The following is a 14,460-nucleotide window of genomic DNA, read 5'->3' as shown; positions in this document are numbered from 1 at the left end:
CCCGGTGCCGGCGGCCGCTGCCCCCAACCAACCCGCTTGCATGGCAGAACCCCACGCCCTATCGCTGCTGCCCGCGCGCGTGCAGCAATGGCTGGCCCCTTACGAGGCGGATGAACCGCTGGCCGCGAGCTTTCGCGCCCAGCAGCTGCAGGCCATGCTGCGCCTGACCCCGCTGGCCATGGCTGTCAACGTCTTCAATGGGTGTTTCATTGCCTGGCGCCTGGCGACGGTGCCGTCCTGGCTCTGGGCCTGGATGCTGGCCCTGCTGTTCGTGGCGGCGCAGGGGCTGCTCGCCTGGCAACGCGCACGCCAGCGCCCACCGCGCCTGCTGGCCTCCCGCAAGGCCATCCAGCGCGCTGCCCAGCACGCCGGCGTGCTGGGGCTGCTGTGGGGCGCCATACCGGCGGCGCTCTTCGCCACGTCCCCGGCGCCGGACCAGATGATGATCCTGGCAATCAGCTGCGGAATGATCTGCGCTGGCGGCTTCGCGCTGGTGACGGTGCCCGAGGCCGCCCTGAGCTATGTGCTGCTGCTCGCGGGTGGCTCGGCCGTGGGCCTGCTCAGGGCGATGGACCAGCCGGGCACGGTGACCCTGCTGGTGCTGCTGGTGACCTATGGCCTGGTGGTGATCGCATCGGTGCGCGTGATGGCGCGGTCCTATGGCTCGCGCCTGGCGGCCGAGGCCGATGCCGCCCACCAGCAGCAGATCGTGGGCCTGCTGCTGCGCGATTTCGAGGAAAACACCAGCGACTTCCTCTGGGAGGTGTCCAGCGAAGGCACGCTGCGCCATTCCTCCAACCGCCTGGACCAGGCCCTGCGCTACAGCCGCCAGGACGATCCCGACCTGGGCCTGGTGGAGCTGATCGCCCGCACCCACCAGGGCGCAAGCCATGGCGTGGACCCAAGCAGCCACCTGCAGGCATTGCAGGCCGCACTGCAGGGACCGCAGCCGTTCCGCGATCTGCTGGTCCCCCTGGTGATCGGCGGCCAGCTGCGCTGGTGGGCGCTCACGGCCAAGCCCATCTGGCGGCTGGACCAGACGCTGCAGGACTGGCGTGGCGTGGGCGTGGACATCACCCACAAGAAGCATGCCGAGGACGAGATGCACCGCCTGGCGCATTTCGACGTGCTGACCGGGCTGGCCAACCGGCGCCACTTCCAGCACCGCCTGCAGCAGCATTGCGCGCTGGACAGCGCAGGGGCCGGTGCTGCAGCCCTGCTGTGCCTGGACATGGACAACTTCAAGCGCGTCAACGACGCCTACGGCCACGGCAACGGCGACCTGCTGCTCAAGACCGTGGCGCAGCGCATGGCGCAGCAGGTGCGCAGCCGCGATCTGGTGGCCCGCCTGGGCGGCGACGAGTTCGCCATCCTGCTCGACGGCGCCAGCACGCGCGCCGAGGTGCAGGTGTTCTGCGACCGCCTGGTGCGCGCCATCGAGCAGCCCTGCGATCTCTCGGGCCTGGCCGTCACGCCGCACCTGAGCATCGGCATCGCCTTCCTGCCGCACGACGGCAACCACGTGGACGCCCTGCTGCACCATGCCGACCTGGCGCTGTACGAGGCCAAGCAGCGCGGGCGTGGGCAGGTGCAGTTCTTTTCCATCGAGATGGACCAGCGTGCCCACCGGCGCATTGCCCTGGAAGACGGCCTGCGTACTGCATTGGCCCAGGGCGAGCTGCACCTGGCCTTCCAGCCGCAATGGCACCTGGCCTCGGGCCGCATCGCGGGACTGGAGGCCCTGCTGCGCTGGAACAGCGCTCGCTTTGGCAGCGTGTCGCCCGTGGAGTTCATCCCCGTGGCCGAGGAAGCGGGCCTGATCCGCGACATCGGCCTGTGGGTGCTCGAGCGCGCCTGCCAGGCCGCGCGCCAGTTGCCGGGGGACCTGGTGATGTCGGTCAACCTGTCGGTATGCCAGTTCGACGATGCCCTGTTGGCCGACAAGATCCTCGCGGTGGTGGAGCGTTGCGGCCTGCCCCCTGGGCGGCTGGAGCTGGAGATCACCGAATCGGTCTTCCTGCAGGACACGGACGACGTGATGACCACGCTGCACCGGCTGCGCCACGCGGGCGTGCGCATTGCGCTGGACGACTTCGGCACGGGCTACTCCTCGCTGGCCTACCTGCGCAGTTTTCCGTTCGATCGGCTCAAGATCGACCGCTCCTTCATCGCCCCCATCGAGGGCAGCCCCGAGTCGGAGGCCATCGTGCATTCGGTGATCGAACTGGCGCAGGCGCTGCACATGGAGACCACGGCCGAGGGCATCGAAACCGCCGAGCAGGCCCACCTGCTGCAGGGCCTGGGCTGTGTGACGGGCCAGGGCTTCTACTTTGCCCGGCCACTGGACCTGGCGGCGGTGACGGCCTTCATCGCCGCGCAGCCGGTGACAGCGAACTGACCTCGGACTATTCGGAGCCAGGCTTGCGCCGCGCCCTCGGATGCGCCGCGTCGTACACCTTGGCCAGGTGCTGGAAATCCAGGCGCGTATAGACCTGGGTGGTGGTGATGTTGGCGTGGCCGAGCAGCTCCTGCACGGCACGCAGGTCGCCGCTGGACTGCAGCAGGTGGCTGGCGAACGAATGGCGCAGCATGTGCGGGTGCACCGGCGTGGTCAGCCCCGCCTGCTGGCTGCGCTGGCGCAGCCGCAGCCAGATGGACTGCGCCGTGAGCCGCGCGCCGCGCTGGCCCAGGAACAGCGCGGCATCCAGGCGCGCCGCGCCCTCGCCGCCGAACGGCCCGGCGCGCAGCGCCAGCCAGGCCTGGAGCGCCTCGATGGCAGACTTGCCGACGGGCACGCTGCGCCGCTTGCTGCCCTTGCCAAAGACATGGGCCTCACCGGCCTGCAGGTCGATCCAGCCGCGGCCCTGGCGCTCGGTGTCGGCGCTGGCCACGGCATCGAGCCCCGCGAGTTCGCCCACGCGCAGGCCGCAGCCGTAGAGCAGCTCCACCATGGCCGCGTCGCGCGCCTCCAGCCAGGGGTCGGCCCCGGTGTTGTCGAATTCGGCCAGGCGCACGGCGTCGTCCACGCCCAGGGCCTTGGGCAGGGGCTTGGGCGCCTTGGGCGCGCGCACGTCCTGCACCGGGTTGTGCGGCACCAGGCCCTGGCGCCCGGCCCAGACGAAAAAGCCGCACCAGCCCGAGAGGATGAGCGCAATGCCGCGCCCGCTGCGCCCGCCGCTGTGCATCTGCGCGACGAAGCGGCGGATGTGCGCCGTCTGCAGCTGCAGCAGGGGCAGGCCCACGCCGGCCGCAAACTGCGCCAGCTTTTCCAGGTCCAGCGTGTAGAGCGTGAGCGTGCGTGCGGCCAGGCGCTTTTCCACGCGCACGTGCTCCAGGTAGCGCAGCACCTGCGGGTCTGTCGCCGGGGTGCCGGCGCCAGGGGTGGCGGATGCGGCGGAGGTCACGTGCACAGCCGTCCGTCCGCCTGACAGCTCAGCGCAGGCGCACCAGCGCCGAGCTGGCCAGCTCGGCAATGCGCGAGAGGAAGTCCGTGCCCATGGTGGCATCGAAGCGCTGGGGGTCGTGCGAGCCCAGCACCAGCAGACCGAAGGCCGGGGTGGCGCTGTCGATCGCGCCCTGGCGCAGCGGCAGCAGGGCCAGGGACTGGGCCTGCACGCCGTCGGACGTTTCGAGCCAGCCGGCAGGCTCGAAGCCCAGGTTCGGGCCGCAGAAGGGCATGGTCAGCGACGAGGCAAACGCCCGCGCGTCCTCGCTCGCTCCCTGGGCGAAGTCGGCGTCCACGTAGGGGCCGGCCACGTCCCAGACGCGCACGGTGGCCTGGGGCACGTCGAACAGGGTGCGGATGCCCTCCACCACCGCCTCGGGCAGGTCGAAGGGCTCCTTGACCTGCAGCAGCGCGCTGGTCCACTGGTGCACCTTGGCCGCAATGGCGGTGTTCTCGCCGCTGTTGCGCACCATGTCCATCACGCGGTGCTCCAGGCCCTTGATCTTCTCGCGCAGCATCTCGGCCTGGCGCTCCTGCAGGCTCACGGCGCGGGCACCATGGGGGCTGGTGATCTGCACGCTGGCCAGCACTTCGGCGTGGCGCTCGAAGAAGCCGGGCGTGTTCTCCAGGAAGCGGGCAATATCGTCTTCGGTGATGGGCGGGATGTGGGTGCTGGGGTTGGTCATGCTGCGTCCGGAATGTCGATCTGGCCTTCGAATACGGTGGTGGCCGGGCCGGTCATGAAAAGGGAGTCGGAATCCTGCCCGCTCCAGGCGATGGTCAGGCGCCCGCCGTGCATGTCCACATGCACCTCCTGGTCGAGCAGCCCGAGGCGGATGCCGGCGGCCACGGCCGCACAGGCGCCCGAGCCGCAGGCCAGGGTCTCGCCCGTGCCGCGCTCGAACACGCGCAGGCGCACATGGCCCCGGTCCACGATCTGCATGAAGCCGGCATTCACGCGCTCCGGAAAGCGCGCGTGGCTCTCGATCAGCGGGCCCCACAGGCCCACGGGCGCCGTATCCACGCTGTCCACCAGCTGCACCGCATGCGGGTTGCCCATGGAGACCACGGCCACCGGCACGGTCACCGGGATGCCCTGCACGTCGAACGACAGCGGCCAGGTGCGGCCCTTGCCCTGCGCCGTGGGAGTGAGGGCTGTCGCATCGAAGGGCACGCGGGGCTCCTCGAGCACCGGCACGCCCATGTCCACCGTGACCCGACCGTCGGCATTGAGTTGGGGCGAAAGCACGCCGCTGAGCGTCTGCACGCGGATCGTGTCCTTGTCCGTCAGGCCCTTGTCGCGCACATAGCGCGCAAAGCAGCGCGAGCCGTTGCCGCACTGGCCCACCTCGCCGCCATCGGCGTTGTGGATCAGGTATTCGAAGTCGATGCCCTCAGCGGGCGAGGGCCGCACGGTGAGGATCTGGTCGGCGCCCACGCCGAAATGGCGGTCTGCCAGGTAGCGGTACTGGCCGGCCGTGAGATTCAGGCGCGCGCGGGTCTCGTCGAGCACGACAAAGTCGTTGCCCGCGCCCTGCATTTTGGTGAAGTGGATCTTCATGCCCGGATTATCGTCGGTGCAAGGCCGGCCCTGCCAGAGACCGTGGCAATGGCAATACCCCCATCGGGCACGGATCGGCCAAGGCGTTTAGGCTAGCGGCTTCATTCTCTTGCGACACAACGAACGAGGAGCCCATGGCAGACATTTCCGCTTTCCCCATCACCCGCAAGTGGCCCGCCCAGCACCCGGACCGCATCCAGCTGTACTCGCTGCCCACGCCCAATGGCGTGAAGGCCTCGATCGCGCTCGAAGAGCTGGGCCTGCCCTACGAGCCGCACCTGGTGAGTTTCGAGACCAACGACCAGACCTCGCCCGAGTTCCTGTCGCTCAACCCCAACAACAAGATCCCCGCCATCCTCGACCCCGATGGCCCGGGCGGCAAGCCGCTGGCGCTGTTCGAGTCCGGCGCCATCCTGGTCTACCTGGCCGACAAGACCGGCCGGCTGGTGCCCCAGGACGCAGCGGCCCGCTATGAAACCCTGCAGTGGGTGATGTGGCAGATGGGCGGCGTGGGCCCGATGTTCGGGCAGCTCGGCTTCTTCCACAAGTTCGCCGGCAAGGACTTCGAGGACAAGCGCCCGCGCGACCGCTACGTGGCCGAGTCCAAGCGCCTGCTGGGCGTGCTGGACCAGCGCCTGGCCGGCCGCCAGTGGGTGATGGGCGACACCTACACCATTGCCGACATCGCCATCCTGCCCTGGGTGCGCAACCTGGTGGGCTTCTATGGCGCGGGCGAACTGGTGGAGTTCGACCAGTTCAAGGAAATCAAACGCGTGCTGGACGCCTTCGTGGCGCGCCCGGCCGTGGCCAAAGGGTTGAACATTCCCGCACGCGGCTGAGCGGTCGAGCTCAGCCCATTCGTTCCTGGAGAAAATCCAGGAAGCACGCAATGCGCGCGGCCAGCGGCGTGTTGCGGTAGTAGACCGCGTTGATGGGCTGGCGCACGTCCACCGTGTCGCGCGCCAGCACCTGCACCAGGCGGCCGGCCTCGCGGTCGCCCGCGCTCATGAAATCCGACAGGCACACCAGCCCCACGTCCTGCAGCGCCAGTTGGCGCAGGGTTTCGCCGCTCGACGCGGTGAGGCTGGGCACGATGGGCCATTCATCCCCGTGCACGCCGCGCAGCGGCCAGCGGTTGAGTGACTCGGGCTGGTTGAAGCCCAGCAGCGTGTGGCCGGCCAGGTCGGCCACGCCCTTGGGCTTGCCCATGCGCGCCAGGTAGCCGGGACTGGCCAGCACGCGCAGGCGGCTGGTGCACAGCGGCCGCGCATGCAGCGTCGAGTCCTGCAGCCGGCCGATGCGGATGGCCACGTCCGTGCGCTGCTCCAGCAGGTCGATGTTCATCTCATCCGTGTTGAGCTCCAGCGTGATCTGCGGGTAGGCCGCGCGGAACGCCGGTACCAGCGGCACCACGGCGTGCAGCATGAAGGGCGTGGCCGCATTCACGCGCAGCCGTCCAGCGGGCTGCTGGCGCCGCGCCGCCATGTGCTCCTCTGCATCGTCGATGGACGCCAGGATGGCGCGCGTGCGCTGCAAAAAGCCCTGCCCCTCCTCGGTCAGCTCGATGCGCCGCGTGGTGCGGCGCAGCAGCGTGGTCTCGAGCTTCTTTTCCAGCCGCGCCAGGGCCCGGCTGATGCCCGAGACCGTCTGCCCCTGCTGGTCGGCGGCAGCGGTGATCGACCCGCCATCGACCACGGCGACAAAGGCCTGCAACTCTTCCAGGGTGGTTTTCATGGATTTTTCCAGCCTCGATTGTTGATTCACAGTCAAGTATCTATCGAGCGCAACCGTCTTTTTCTGCACGACTGAAAAACCCACACTCCTGTCCATTCCCACAGGAGTGTTTCCATGCCCATTGCCTTGCTCGCGCTGACGCTCAGCGCATTCGCCATCGGCACGACGGATTTCGTGATCGTCGGCCTGCTGCCCACCGTGGCGGCCGACCTGTCCATCAGCATCCCCTCGGCGGGCCTGCTGGTGAGCCTGTATGCGCTGGGGGTCGCCGTGGGCGCCCCGGTGCTCACCGCGCTGACCGGCAAGCTGCCGCGCAAGGCGCTGCTGCTGTCGCTGATGGCCCTGTTCACTGCCGGCAACCTGCTCGCCTGGCAGGCACCGAGCTACGAATCGCTGGTGGCCGCGCGCATCCTCACCGGCCTGGCGCACGGAGTGTTCTTCTCGATCGGCTCGACCATCGCCACCGGGCTGGTGCCGCGCGAGAAGGCCGCCAGTGCCATTGCCATCATGTTCACCGGCCTCACCGTGGCCCTGGTCACCGGCGTGCCGCTGGGCACCTTCATCGGCCAGCACTTCGGCTGGCGCGAGACTTTCCTGGCCGTCTCGGCGCTGGGTGTGGTCGCCTTCACCGGCAGCGCGCTCTTCGTGCCACGCAACATCGCCCACACCCCTCCGGCCTCGCTGCTGCAGCAGGCCCGGGTGCTGGCCGAGCCACGCCTGCTGCTGGTGTATGCCAAGACGGCCATCGGCTACGGCGGCAGCTTCATCCCCTTCACCTTCCTCGCGCCCATCCTCACCGACATCTCGGGCTTCAGCGCCGGCGCGGTCGGCTGGGTGATGCTGGTGTATGGCGTGTCGGTCGCGGTGGGCAACATCTGGGGCGGCCGGCTGGCCGACCGGCTGGGCCCGATCCCTGCGCTGCGCATCGTGTTCGCGCTGCTGGCCGCCGTACTGCTGCTGTTGCAGTTCACCGCGCCGCACCCCTGGCTGGCGCTGGTGACCGTGCTGCTCTGGGGCGCCGTGGCCTTCGGCAATGTGCCCGGGCTGCAGGTCTACGTGGTCAAGCAGGCCGAGCGCTTCACGCCCCAGGCGGTGGACGTGGCCTCGGGCCTGAACATCGCCGCCTTCAACCTGGGCATTGCCGGCGCCGCCTGGGCCGGTGGCCTGATCGTGACGCACCTGGGCCTCATGCACACGCCCTGGATCGGCGCCGTGGTGGTGCTGGGCTCCCTGGCCCTGGCGCACTACAGCGGCGTACTGGACCGCCGTGCCGGCATCCCGGTGCGCGCCAGCGGACCGGTGCCCGTGGGCCATTGAACCCTTCTTTTCCCAATCCCTTTGACACGGAGCCTTCCCATGCATTCTTCTTCCATTCCCGCATTCGGCCTGGGCACCTTCCGGCTGCAGGACCAGGTCGCCATCGACTCGGTGCGCAACGCTCTCGACCTGGGCTACCGCCTGGTCGACACGGCCCAGATCTATGGCAACGAGGCGGCCGTCGGCCAGGCCATCGCCGAAAGCGGCGTGCCGCGCGGCGAACTGTTCATCACCACCAAGGTCTGGACCGAGAACCTGGCCGCGGACAAGCTCATCCCCAGCCTCAAAGACAGCCTCGCCAAGCTGCGCACCGAGCAGGTGGACTTGGCGCTGATCCACTGGCCCTCGCCCGGCGGTGCCGTCCCCGTGACCGAGTTCATGGGCGCCCTGGCCGAAGCCAGGGCCCAGGGCCTGGCCGCGCAGATCGGCGTCTCCAACTTCACCGTGGCGCTGCTGCAGCAGGCCATTGCCGCCGTGGGCGCAGGCGCCATCGCCACCAACCAGGTCGAGCTGCACCCCTACCTGCAGAACCGCGCCGTGGTCGACTTCGCCCGCAGCCAGGGCATCCACGTCACCTCGTACATGACGCTGGCCTACGGCAAGGTGCTGAACGACCCGGTGATCGAAGCCATTGCCCGCGCGCACGGCTCCACCACGGCCCAGGTGGCGCTGGCCTGGGCGCTGCAACAGGGCTACGCGGTGATCCCTTCGTCCACCCGGCGCGAGAACCTGGCCAGCAATCTCCTGGCACAGCAGTTGCGCCTCGCCGATGCCGAGATGGCGCAGATCGCCGCGCTGGACCGCGGCGGCCGCCTCGTGAATCCTGACGGCCTGGCTCCCGCCTGGGATTGATTCGGTACATCCCCCTGAGTCGCTTCGCGCCTTCCCCCTTCTCTCGAATTGCTGCGCAATTCGGGAAGGGGGACACTGCCAGCGCGGCGGGGCGGCCCTTGCGCGGCAGTCCCGGCATGGGCAGCGCCAATTTCTCGGCCTGTGAGCAAGCGACACATGACGTCGTGACGCTGCAAGGAAAGCTTGCCTCAGACGCCTGCTACCACGCGCACGAAGGCCGGCACCACGCCCAGATGGTCGTCGCGTCGCTGCACGGCATGCACATCTGCCCTGGGTGCCTTTGCGCCCAGGGTTTTGAGCACCACGCGGGCGCCGAACAAGTTGCCAAGCGACGATGGCACCAGGGCCACGCCCAACCCTGCAGCCACCAGGCTCAGCAGAGCCGCCAGCTCCACCGTGGTCTGCGCCACCCGGGGCGCAAAGCCGGCCTGCACGCAGCACTGCACCATGTGCTCGGCATGGGCCGACGAGTCGCGGCGCAGCATCACGAAGGCTTCGCTGCGCAGGTCCCTCAAGGCCAGCGCCTTGCGGGCCGCCAGCGGGTGGCCGGGCGGCAGGGCCGCGACCACGGGGTCGGGCCACAGCAGGGTGCTGGCGAGCTGGTCGTCGTTGACCGCCGTGCGCGAGATGCCCACGTCGATGCGCTTGTCGCGCAGGGCCGCCTGCTGCAGCGAGGGCTGCATCTCGTGCAGCACCACGTCCACGCCGGGGTGGCTTTGCCGGTAGCGCGCCAAGGCCGCAGGAAACGGCCCCAGAAAGTGCGAGCCCGAGAGCCCCACCTCGATGCGCCCGGCCTGCCCCTGGCCGATGGCCGCCACCCGCTGGCGCGCCGTGTCCAGCCGCTCCAGCACGGCGCGTGCATCGACCAGGTAGGCCTGTCCGGCCAGCGTCAGCTCCACGCGCCGGCTGGTGCGCACGAACAGCTGGGCGCCCAGTTCGGTCTCCAGCTGGGCGATCTGCAGGCTCAGCGGCGGCTGCGAGACATGCAGGCGCTGCGCGGCGCGCGTGAAGCTCAGCTCTTCTGCCAGGGCGATGAAGTAGCGCAGGTGCCGCAGTTCCATTGATACCCCAAAAGTCTTGATCAAGACCAACAATATATTGGACTGCGGGTTCGCTTGTTTCCACAATACCCCCTGACAACAACACCAGGTGGAGACAAACATGACGATCAAGCACAGCCTGCTGGCTGCCACGCTGGCCCTTTCGGGCCTGGCCTCGGCGCAGGACAACTACCCCAGCAAAGCCATCACGCTCACCGTGCCCAACCCGCCCGGCGGGGTGGTGGACACCTCGGCCCGGCTGCTCAACGAGCCGCTGGCGCGCGTGCTGGGCCAGCCCGTGGTGATCGACAACAAGGCCGGCGGCAGCGGCAACGTGGCCTACGGCGCCGTGGCCCGCGCCAAGGCCGACGGCTACAACCTGCTGATCTCGTACTCGGCCTACCACGTGGGTAACCCGGCGCTCACCCCGAACCTGCCCTGGGAGGCCAAGGACTTCACCCCGGTGGCCCTGCTCACCGTGGCCACCAATGTGATTGCGGCCCACCCTTCGGTGCCGGCCAACACCCTCAAGGAATTCATCGCCTACCTCAAGGCCAACCCGGGCAAGGTGAACTACGCATCGCAGGGCAATGGCTCGCTCTCGCACATCGGCACCGAGATCTTCAAGCAGCAGAGCGGCACCTTCATGACCCACATCCCCTACCGCGGTTCGGGCCCGGCCGTGGCCGACGTGCTGGCCGGCCAGGTGCAGGTTTTCATCACCACCCCGCCGTCGGTCATGCAGCATGTGGTCAGCGGCAAGCTCAAGGCCTTTGCCGTGACCGGTACCAAGCGCCACCCCGGCTTGCCCAACGTGCCCACGGTGGCCGAGGCCGGCATGCCCGACTTCAAGCTCGAAGCCTGGGTGGGCCTGTTCGCCCCGGCGGCCACGCCGCCTGCCGTGGTCACCAAGCTCACGGCCGACGTGAAGAAGGCGCTGGAGATGCCCGAGACGCGCCAGCGCGCCGACGCCGCCGGCATCGAGCTGCGCTACCTGCCGCCCGAGGCGCTGGGCGATCTCGTGAAAACTGAAACCGCCTACTGGGCCAAGACCATCAAGGGCGCGGGCATCAAGGCCGACTGACCCGCCAAGGTTTCTCCCTGCGTGATCCCGTCCCCGGCGCCTCCAGCGCCGGCAGGCAGCGCTTTGCCATTTTTCCTGAAAGACCACCATGCAACGCACCTACCGCATCGGGCAGATCGTGCCCAGCTCCAACACCACCATGGAGACCGAGATCCCCGCCATGCTGCGCGCCCGGGAGCAGATCCTGCCCGAGCGCTTCAGCTTCCATGCCAGTCGCATGCGCATGCAGAAGGTCACCAAGGAAGAGCTGGCCGCCATGGACCGCGACTCCGACCGCTGCGCGCTGGAACTGTCCGATGGGAAGATGGACGTGATGGGCTATGCCTGCCTGGTGGCCATCATGAGCATGGGCCTGGGCTACCACCGCACGTCCGAAAAGCGGCTGCACGAGATCACCGTGGCCAACGGCAAGCCCGCGCCCGTGGTATCGAGCGCGGGCGCGCTGGTCGAGGGCCTGAAGGCCATGGGTGCCAAGAGGGTCTCGGTGCTCACCCCCTACATGAAGCCGCTCACCCAGCTGGTGGTGGACTACATCGAGCACGAGGGTATTGCCGTGCACGACAGCCTGTCGCTGGAGATCGCGGACAACCTGGAGGTGGGCGCACAGGACCCCGCCGCCCCGGCGCAGATCGTGCAGCGCCTGGACACCCGCGGCGTGGACGTGGTGGTGATCTCCGCTTGCGTGCAGATGCCCTCGCTGGCCTCGGTGCAGGTAGCGCAGGACCGGCTGGGCATCCCCGTGGTGTCCGCTGCCGCGTGCACCACCTGGGCCATGCTCAAGCGCCTGGGCCTCGAAACCCGGGTGCCCAACGCAGGCGCCCTGCTCTCCGGCAGGTATTGATCCCCAGGGCAAAGCCCCGCATGTTCCAGCAGCGGGCGGCCGGCAGGTGGCCGGGCAACACCCGATAATGGCCCCATGCCCCGCCTCAGCCAGCAACTCCACCCCCACCGCGAACCCGTACCCACCCGCCTGGCCGCCACCGTGCTGCTGCTGCGCGATGCCGAGGGCGACGGGACGCTGGAGGTGCTGATGACGCGGCGCTCGCCCAACGCGAGCTTTGCCCCGGGCGCCTACGTCTTCCCGGGCGGCGGTATCGATGCGCTCGACGCCCAGTCGCACCCGGTGGCGGACCGCCGCCCGGCCCAGACCGACCTGCACCTGACCCAGGCCATCGCCGCCATCCGCGAGAGCTTCGAGGAACTGGGCGTGCTGCTCGCGCGCCACCCCGACGGCCGCATGGCCGATGCCGCCGACATTGCCGCACTGGACCGCAGCGCGCCGTTTGCCGCGCAGTGCGAGGCCCGTGGCCTGCGCCTGGCGGCCGACAGCGTGTACCTGCTGGCCTACTGGACGGCCGACCGCGACCTGCCGCGCCGCTTCGAGGTGCCCTTCCTGGCGGCGCGCATGCCCGAAGGCCAGACCCCGGTGGCCGACGAGGCCGAGCAGTTCGAGCCGGTGTGGGTGCGCCCCGCCGATGCGCTGGCGCGGCACGAGGCAGGCCAGTTCTTCATGATCTTCCCGACCATCCGCACGCTGCAGCGGCTGGCCAAGTTCAAGAACACCCAGGCTGTGCTGGACGCCCTGGCCAGCGAACAGCCCCTGTGGGTGAGCTGCCCGCGCGCCGGCCTGCTGGCCGGCAAGGAGTCGCGCTACATGGAAGACGAGATGCCCTTCGGCGAGCTGGCGCTGGTCTGCCCCGACGGGCAGATCGTGCACCCGCTGGACTGGCAGACCGACCACCCCGTGCCCTTGCTCAAGAACGTGCAGCGCCTCACGGCGCCCAACTCGGGGGTGATGACCGGCCCAGGCACCAACAGCTACCTGGTGGGCGACCCGACCACGGGCTTCATCGCCATCGACCCGGGCCCGGCCGACCTGGAACACCTGGAAAAACTCTGGCGCGCCGCCGGTGGCGATATCCGCGCCATCGTGTGCACGCATTCGCATCCCGACCATTCCCCGGGAGCCGCTCCGCTGCAGGCCCTGTGCGCGCGGGCCGGCCAGAGCGCCCCACCCATCCTGGGCCTGCGCTCGGCCCCCACGGCCCGCGTGGCCAGCACCTTCACACCCGAACGCGAACTGGCCCATGGCGAGCGCCTGGTGCTGTCCAACGAGGCAGCCGATGCCACCACCCACCACACCCTGCTGGTGATCCACACCCCCGGCCATGCGGCCAACCACCTGTGCCTGCTGCTCGAGGAAGACGGCCTGCTGTTCAGCGGCGACCACATCCTCAACGGCAGCACCACGGTGATCGACCCGCCGGACGGCAACATGGCCGACTACCTCGATTCGCTGGACGCGCTGGATGCCGCCTGCGAGCAGCATGGCGTGCACTTCATCCTGCCCGCGCACGGCTACGTGCTGGGCGAAGCGCGCGGCGCGATCGCCCGCCTGAGGGCCCACCGCCTGGCACGCGAGGCCAAGGTGCTGGCTGCCATGCAGGCCCTGCCCCAGGGCAGCATGGACGACTGGGTGCGCCATGCCTACGACGATGTGCCCCCGCGCATGTGGCCCGTCGCCCAGCGCTCGCTGCTCGCCCACGTAGAGCGCATCCGCGCCATGGAACCCGGTAATGACTGAAAAAAATCCTGAAGCCGGCCATGTGCGCCTGGCCAAGCGCGTGGCCGAGCAGCTCAACTGCTCGCGCAGCACGGCCGAACAATTCATCGAGGGCGGCTTCGTGAGCGTCGAGGGCGCCGTGGTCGAGGCGCCCGGCGCGCGCGTGGCGCCGCACCAGAGCGTGGCTGTGGACCCGGACGCGAGCCTGCTGGAGCTCACCCCCGTCACCCTGCTGCTGCACAAGCCCGCCGGTTTCGAGGCGGGCCTGGGTGCCCCGGGCCAGGCTGGCGCCGCCCACGCGAGCCGCAGCCAGGGCGCGACGCCCGCAGTGACTCTGCTGTCCCTCGCCTCGCACCTGCCCGAGGACGCCTCGGGCATCCGCGTGCTGCAGCGCCATTTCCGCCAGCTCGAATGCTTCACCCCTCTGCCCACCGAGGCCAGCGGCCTCGTGGTCTACACGCAGGACAAGCGCATTGCACGCAAGCTGGCCGAGGACATCGAATCGCTGGAGCAGGAATGCCTCGTGGAGGTGGCCGGCGAGATCGCGCCCAACGGGCTGCAGCGGCTGTGCCACGGCCTGTCGTTCAACGGCCGCGCGCTGCCGCCCATCAAGGTGAGCTGGCAGAACGAGACCCGGCTGCGCTTTGCGCTCAAGGGCATCCGCCCGGGGCAGATTCCGGCCATGTGTGAGGCCGTGGGCCTGCGCGTGGTGGCCATCAAGCGCCTGCGCATCGGCCGCGTGCCCCTGGCCAAGGTGCCCGAGGGCCAGTGGCGCTACCTGCAGCCCTGGGAGCGATTCTGATCGGCACTCGTCAGCTATCAAAAGGTGAGCAATCACCATTTCGAGGGATGGCGATCCACCAC

The 14,460-nt window shown here is 69.3% G+C and carries 13 protein-coding genes; 8 read left to right on the top strand and 5 right to left on the bottom strand.

Annotation, left to right across the window (positions count from 1 at the left end):
• The first annotated feature begins 40 nt into the window (after nt 1-40).
• Nucleotides 41-2,398, top strand: a complete 2,358-nt coding sequence (locus PMI14_RS20975) for a bifunctional diguanylate cyclase/phosphodiesterase (RefSeq protein WP_157405904.1) — start codon at nt 41-43, stop codon at nt 2,396-2,398.
• A gap of 7 nt (nt 2,399-2,405) precedes the next feature.
• On the opposite strand, the gene PMI14_RS20970 is transcribed toward PMI14_RS20975, so the two are convergent.
• The 3 genes from PMI14_RS20970 to dapF are packed head-to-tail and all read right to left on the bottom strand — an operon-like array spanning nt 2,406 to nt 5,006.
• On the bottom strand, nt 2,406-3,404 hold the full coding sequence (locus PMI14_RS20970; RefSeq protein WP_052024449.1) for a tyrosine recombinase XerC: 999 nt from the start codon (nt 3,402-3,404) through the stop codon (nt 2,406-2,408).
• Between the two features lie 28 nt (nt 3,405-3,432).
• Nucleotides 3,433-4,131 (bottom strand): DUF484 family protein, encoded by a 699-nt coding sequence (locus PMI14_RS20965; RefSeq protein ID WP_007857366.1) that lies wholly within the window; start codon nt 4,129-4,131, stop codon nt 3,433-3,435.
• A complete protein-coding gene (dapF, locus tag PMI14_RS20960; protein ID WP_007857365.1) occupies nt 4,128-5,006 on the bottom strand; it encodes a diaminopimelate epimerase in 879 nt (292 codons plus the stop codon). Before dapF ends, PMI14_RS20965 begins: the two co-directional genes overlap by 4 nt.
• Before the next feature lie 134 nt (nt 5,007-5,140).
• Here dapF and PMI14_RS20955 point away from each other — a divergent pair, with 134 nt between their 5' ends.
• On the top strand, nt 5,141-5,845 hold the full coding sequence (locus PMI14_RS20955; protein ID WP_007857364.1) for a glutathione S-transferase N-terminal domain-containing protein: 705 nt from the start codon (nt 5,141-5,143) through the stop codon (nt 5,843-5,845).
• A gap of 10 nt (nt 5,846-5,855) precedes the next feature.
• Here PMI14_RS20955 and PMI14_RS20950 read toward each other — a convergent pair whose 3' ends face one another.
• The gene (locus tag PMI14_RS20950) at nt 5,856-6,740 is read right to left on the bottom strand and encodes a LysR family transcriptional regulator (RefSeq protein ID WP_007857363.1); all 885 of its coding nucleotides are present in this window, start codon (nt 6,738-6,740) and stop codon (nt 5,856-5,858) included.
• Nucleotides 6,741-6,854: 114 nt separating this feature from the next.
• Between PMI14_RS20950 and PMI14_RS20945 the strand changes: the two genes are divergently transcribed.
• Both PMI14_RS20945 and dkgB read left to right on the top strand, forming a co-directional pair.
• Nucleotides 6,855-8,057, top strand: a complete 1,203-nt coding sequence (locus PMI14_RS20945; protein WP_007857362.1) for an MFS transporter — start codon at nt 6,855-6,857, stop codon at nt 8,055-8,057.
• A 39-nt stretch (nt 8,058-8,096) separates the two neighbouring features.
• Nucleotides 8,097-8,909, top strand: a complete 813-nt coding sequence (dkgB, locus tag PMI14_RS20940; RefSeq protein WP_007857361.1) for a 2,5-didehydrogluconate reductase DkgB — start codon at nt 8,097-8,099, stop codon at nt 8,907-8,909.
• 188 nt (nt 8,910-9,097) lie between these two features.
• Here the strand turns inward: dkgB and PMI14_RS20935 are convergent, their stop codons facing one another.
• Nucleotides 9,098-9,970, bottom strand: a complete 873-nt coding sequence (locus PMI14_RS20935) for a LysR substrate-binding domain-containing protein (RefSeq protein WP_007857360.1) — start codon at nt 9,968-9,970, stop codon at nt 9,098-9,100.
• A gap of 100 nt (nt 9,971-10,070) precedes the next feature.
• Between PMI14_RS20935 and PMI14_RS20930 the strand changes: the two genes are divergently transcribed.
• From PMI14_RS20930 to PMI14_RS20915, 4 genes are all read left to right on the top strand, one after another.
• Nucleotides 10,071-11,033 carry a tripartite tricarboxylate transporter substrate binding protein gene (locus tag PMI14_RS20930; RefSeq protein WP_007857358.1) on the top strand — a complete coding sequence of 321 codons (963 nt, stop codon included), beginning with the start codon at nt 10,071-10,073 and terminating at the stop codon, nt 11,031-11,033.
• Between the two features lie 88 nt (nt 11,034-11,121).
• Nucleotides 11,122-11,874, top strand: a complete 753-nt coding sequence (locus tag PMI14_RS20925) for a hypothetical protein (RefSeq protein ID WP_007857357.1) — start codon at nt 11,122-11,124, stop codon at nt 11,872-11,874.
• A gap of 75 nt (nt 11,875-11,949) precedes the next feature.
• Nucleotides 11,950-13,617: an MBL fold metallo-hydrolase gene (locus PMI14_RS20920; protein WP_007857356.1), complete on the top strand. Its 1,668-nt coding sequence runs from the start codon at nt 11,950-11,952 to the stop codon at nt 13,615-13,617.
• A complete protein-coding gene (locus tag PMI14_RS20915; protein WP_007857355.1) occupies nt 13,610-14,398 on the top strand; it encodes an rRNA pseudouridine synthase in 789 nt (262 codons plus the stop codon). Before PMI14_RS20920 ends, PMI14_RS20915 begins: the two co-directional genes overlap by 8 nt.
• The last annotated feature ends 62 nt before the right edge of the window (nt 14,399-14,460 follow it).

The sequence above is a fragment of the Acidovorax sp. CF316 genome (genome assembly GCF_000276605.1).
In the GTDB taxonomy this organism is placed as follows: domain Bacteria; phylum Pseudomonadota; class Gammaproteobacteria; order Burkholderiales; family Burkholderiaceae_C; genus Acidovorax.
Note: the sequence above shows the minus strand (reverse complement) of the source record. Positions and strands in the feature narration are given on the sequence as shown.

Bases quoted from the DNA above. Each gene is read 5' to 3' on its own strand.
- dapF (WP_007857365.1), bottom strand. From the start codon at position 5,006: ATGAAGATCCACTTCACCAAAATGCAGGGCGCGGGCAACGACTTTGTC.
- PMI14_RS20935 (WP_007857360.1), bottom strand. From the start codon at position 9,970: ATGGAACTGCGGCACCTGCGCTACTTCATCGCCCTGGCAGAAGAGCTG.
- dkgB (WP_007857361.1), top strand. From the start codon at position 8,097: ATGCATTCTTCTTCCATTCCCGCATTCGGCCTGGGCACCTTCCGGCTG.
- PMI14_RS20925 (WP_007857357.1), top strand. From the start codon at position 11,122: ATGCAACGCACCTACCGCATCGGGCAGATCGTGCCCAGCTCCAACACC.
- PMI14_RS20915 (WP_007857355.1), top strand. From the start codon at position 13,610: ATGACTGAAAAAAATCCTGAAGCCGGCCATGTGCGCCTGGCCAAGCGC.
- PMI14_RS20920 (WP_007857356.1), top strand. From the start codon at position 11,950: ATGCCCCGCCTCAGCCAGCAACTCCACCCCCACCGCGAACCCGTACCC.
- PMI14_RS20975 (WP_157405904.1), top strand. From the start codon at position 41: ATGGCAGAACCCCACGCCCTATCGCTGCTGCCCGCGCGCGTGCAGCAA.
- PMI14_RS20955 (WP_007857364.1), top strand. From the start codon at position 5,141: ATGGCAGACATTTCCGCTTTCCCCATCACCCGCAAGTGGCCCGCCCAG.
- PMI14_RS20950 (WP_007857363.1), bottom strand. From the start codon at position 6,740: ATGAAAACCACCCTGGAAGAGTTGCAGGCCTTTGTCGCCGTGGTCGAT.
- PMI14_RS20930 (WP_007857358.1), top strand. From the start codon at position 10,071: ATGACGATCAAGCACAGCCTGCTGGCTGCCACGCTGGCCCTTTCGGGC.
- PMI14_RS20965 (WP_007857366.1), bottom strand. From the start codon at position 4,131: ATGACCAACCCCAGCACCCACATCCCGCCCATCACCGAAGACGATATT.
- PMI14_RS20945 (WP_007857362.1), top strand. From the start codon at position 6,855: ATGCCCATTGCCTTGCTCGCGCTGACGCTCAGCGCATTCGCCATCGGC.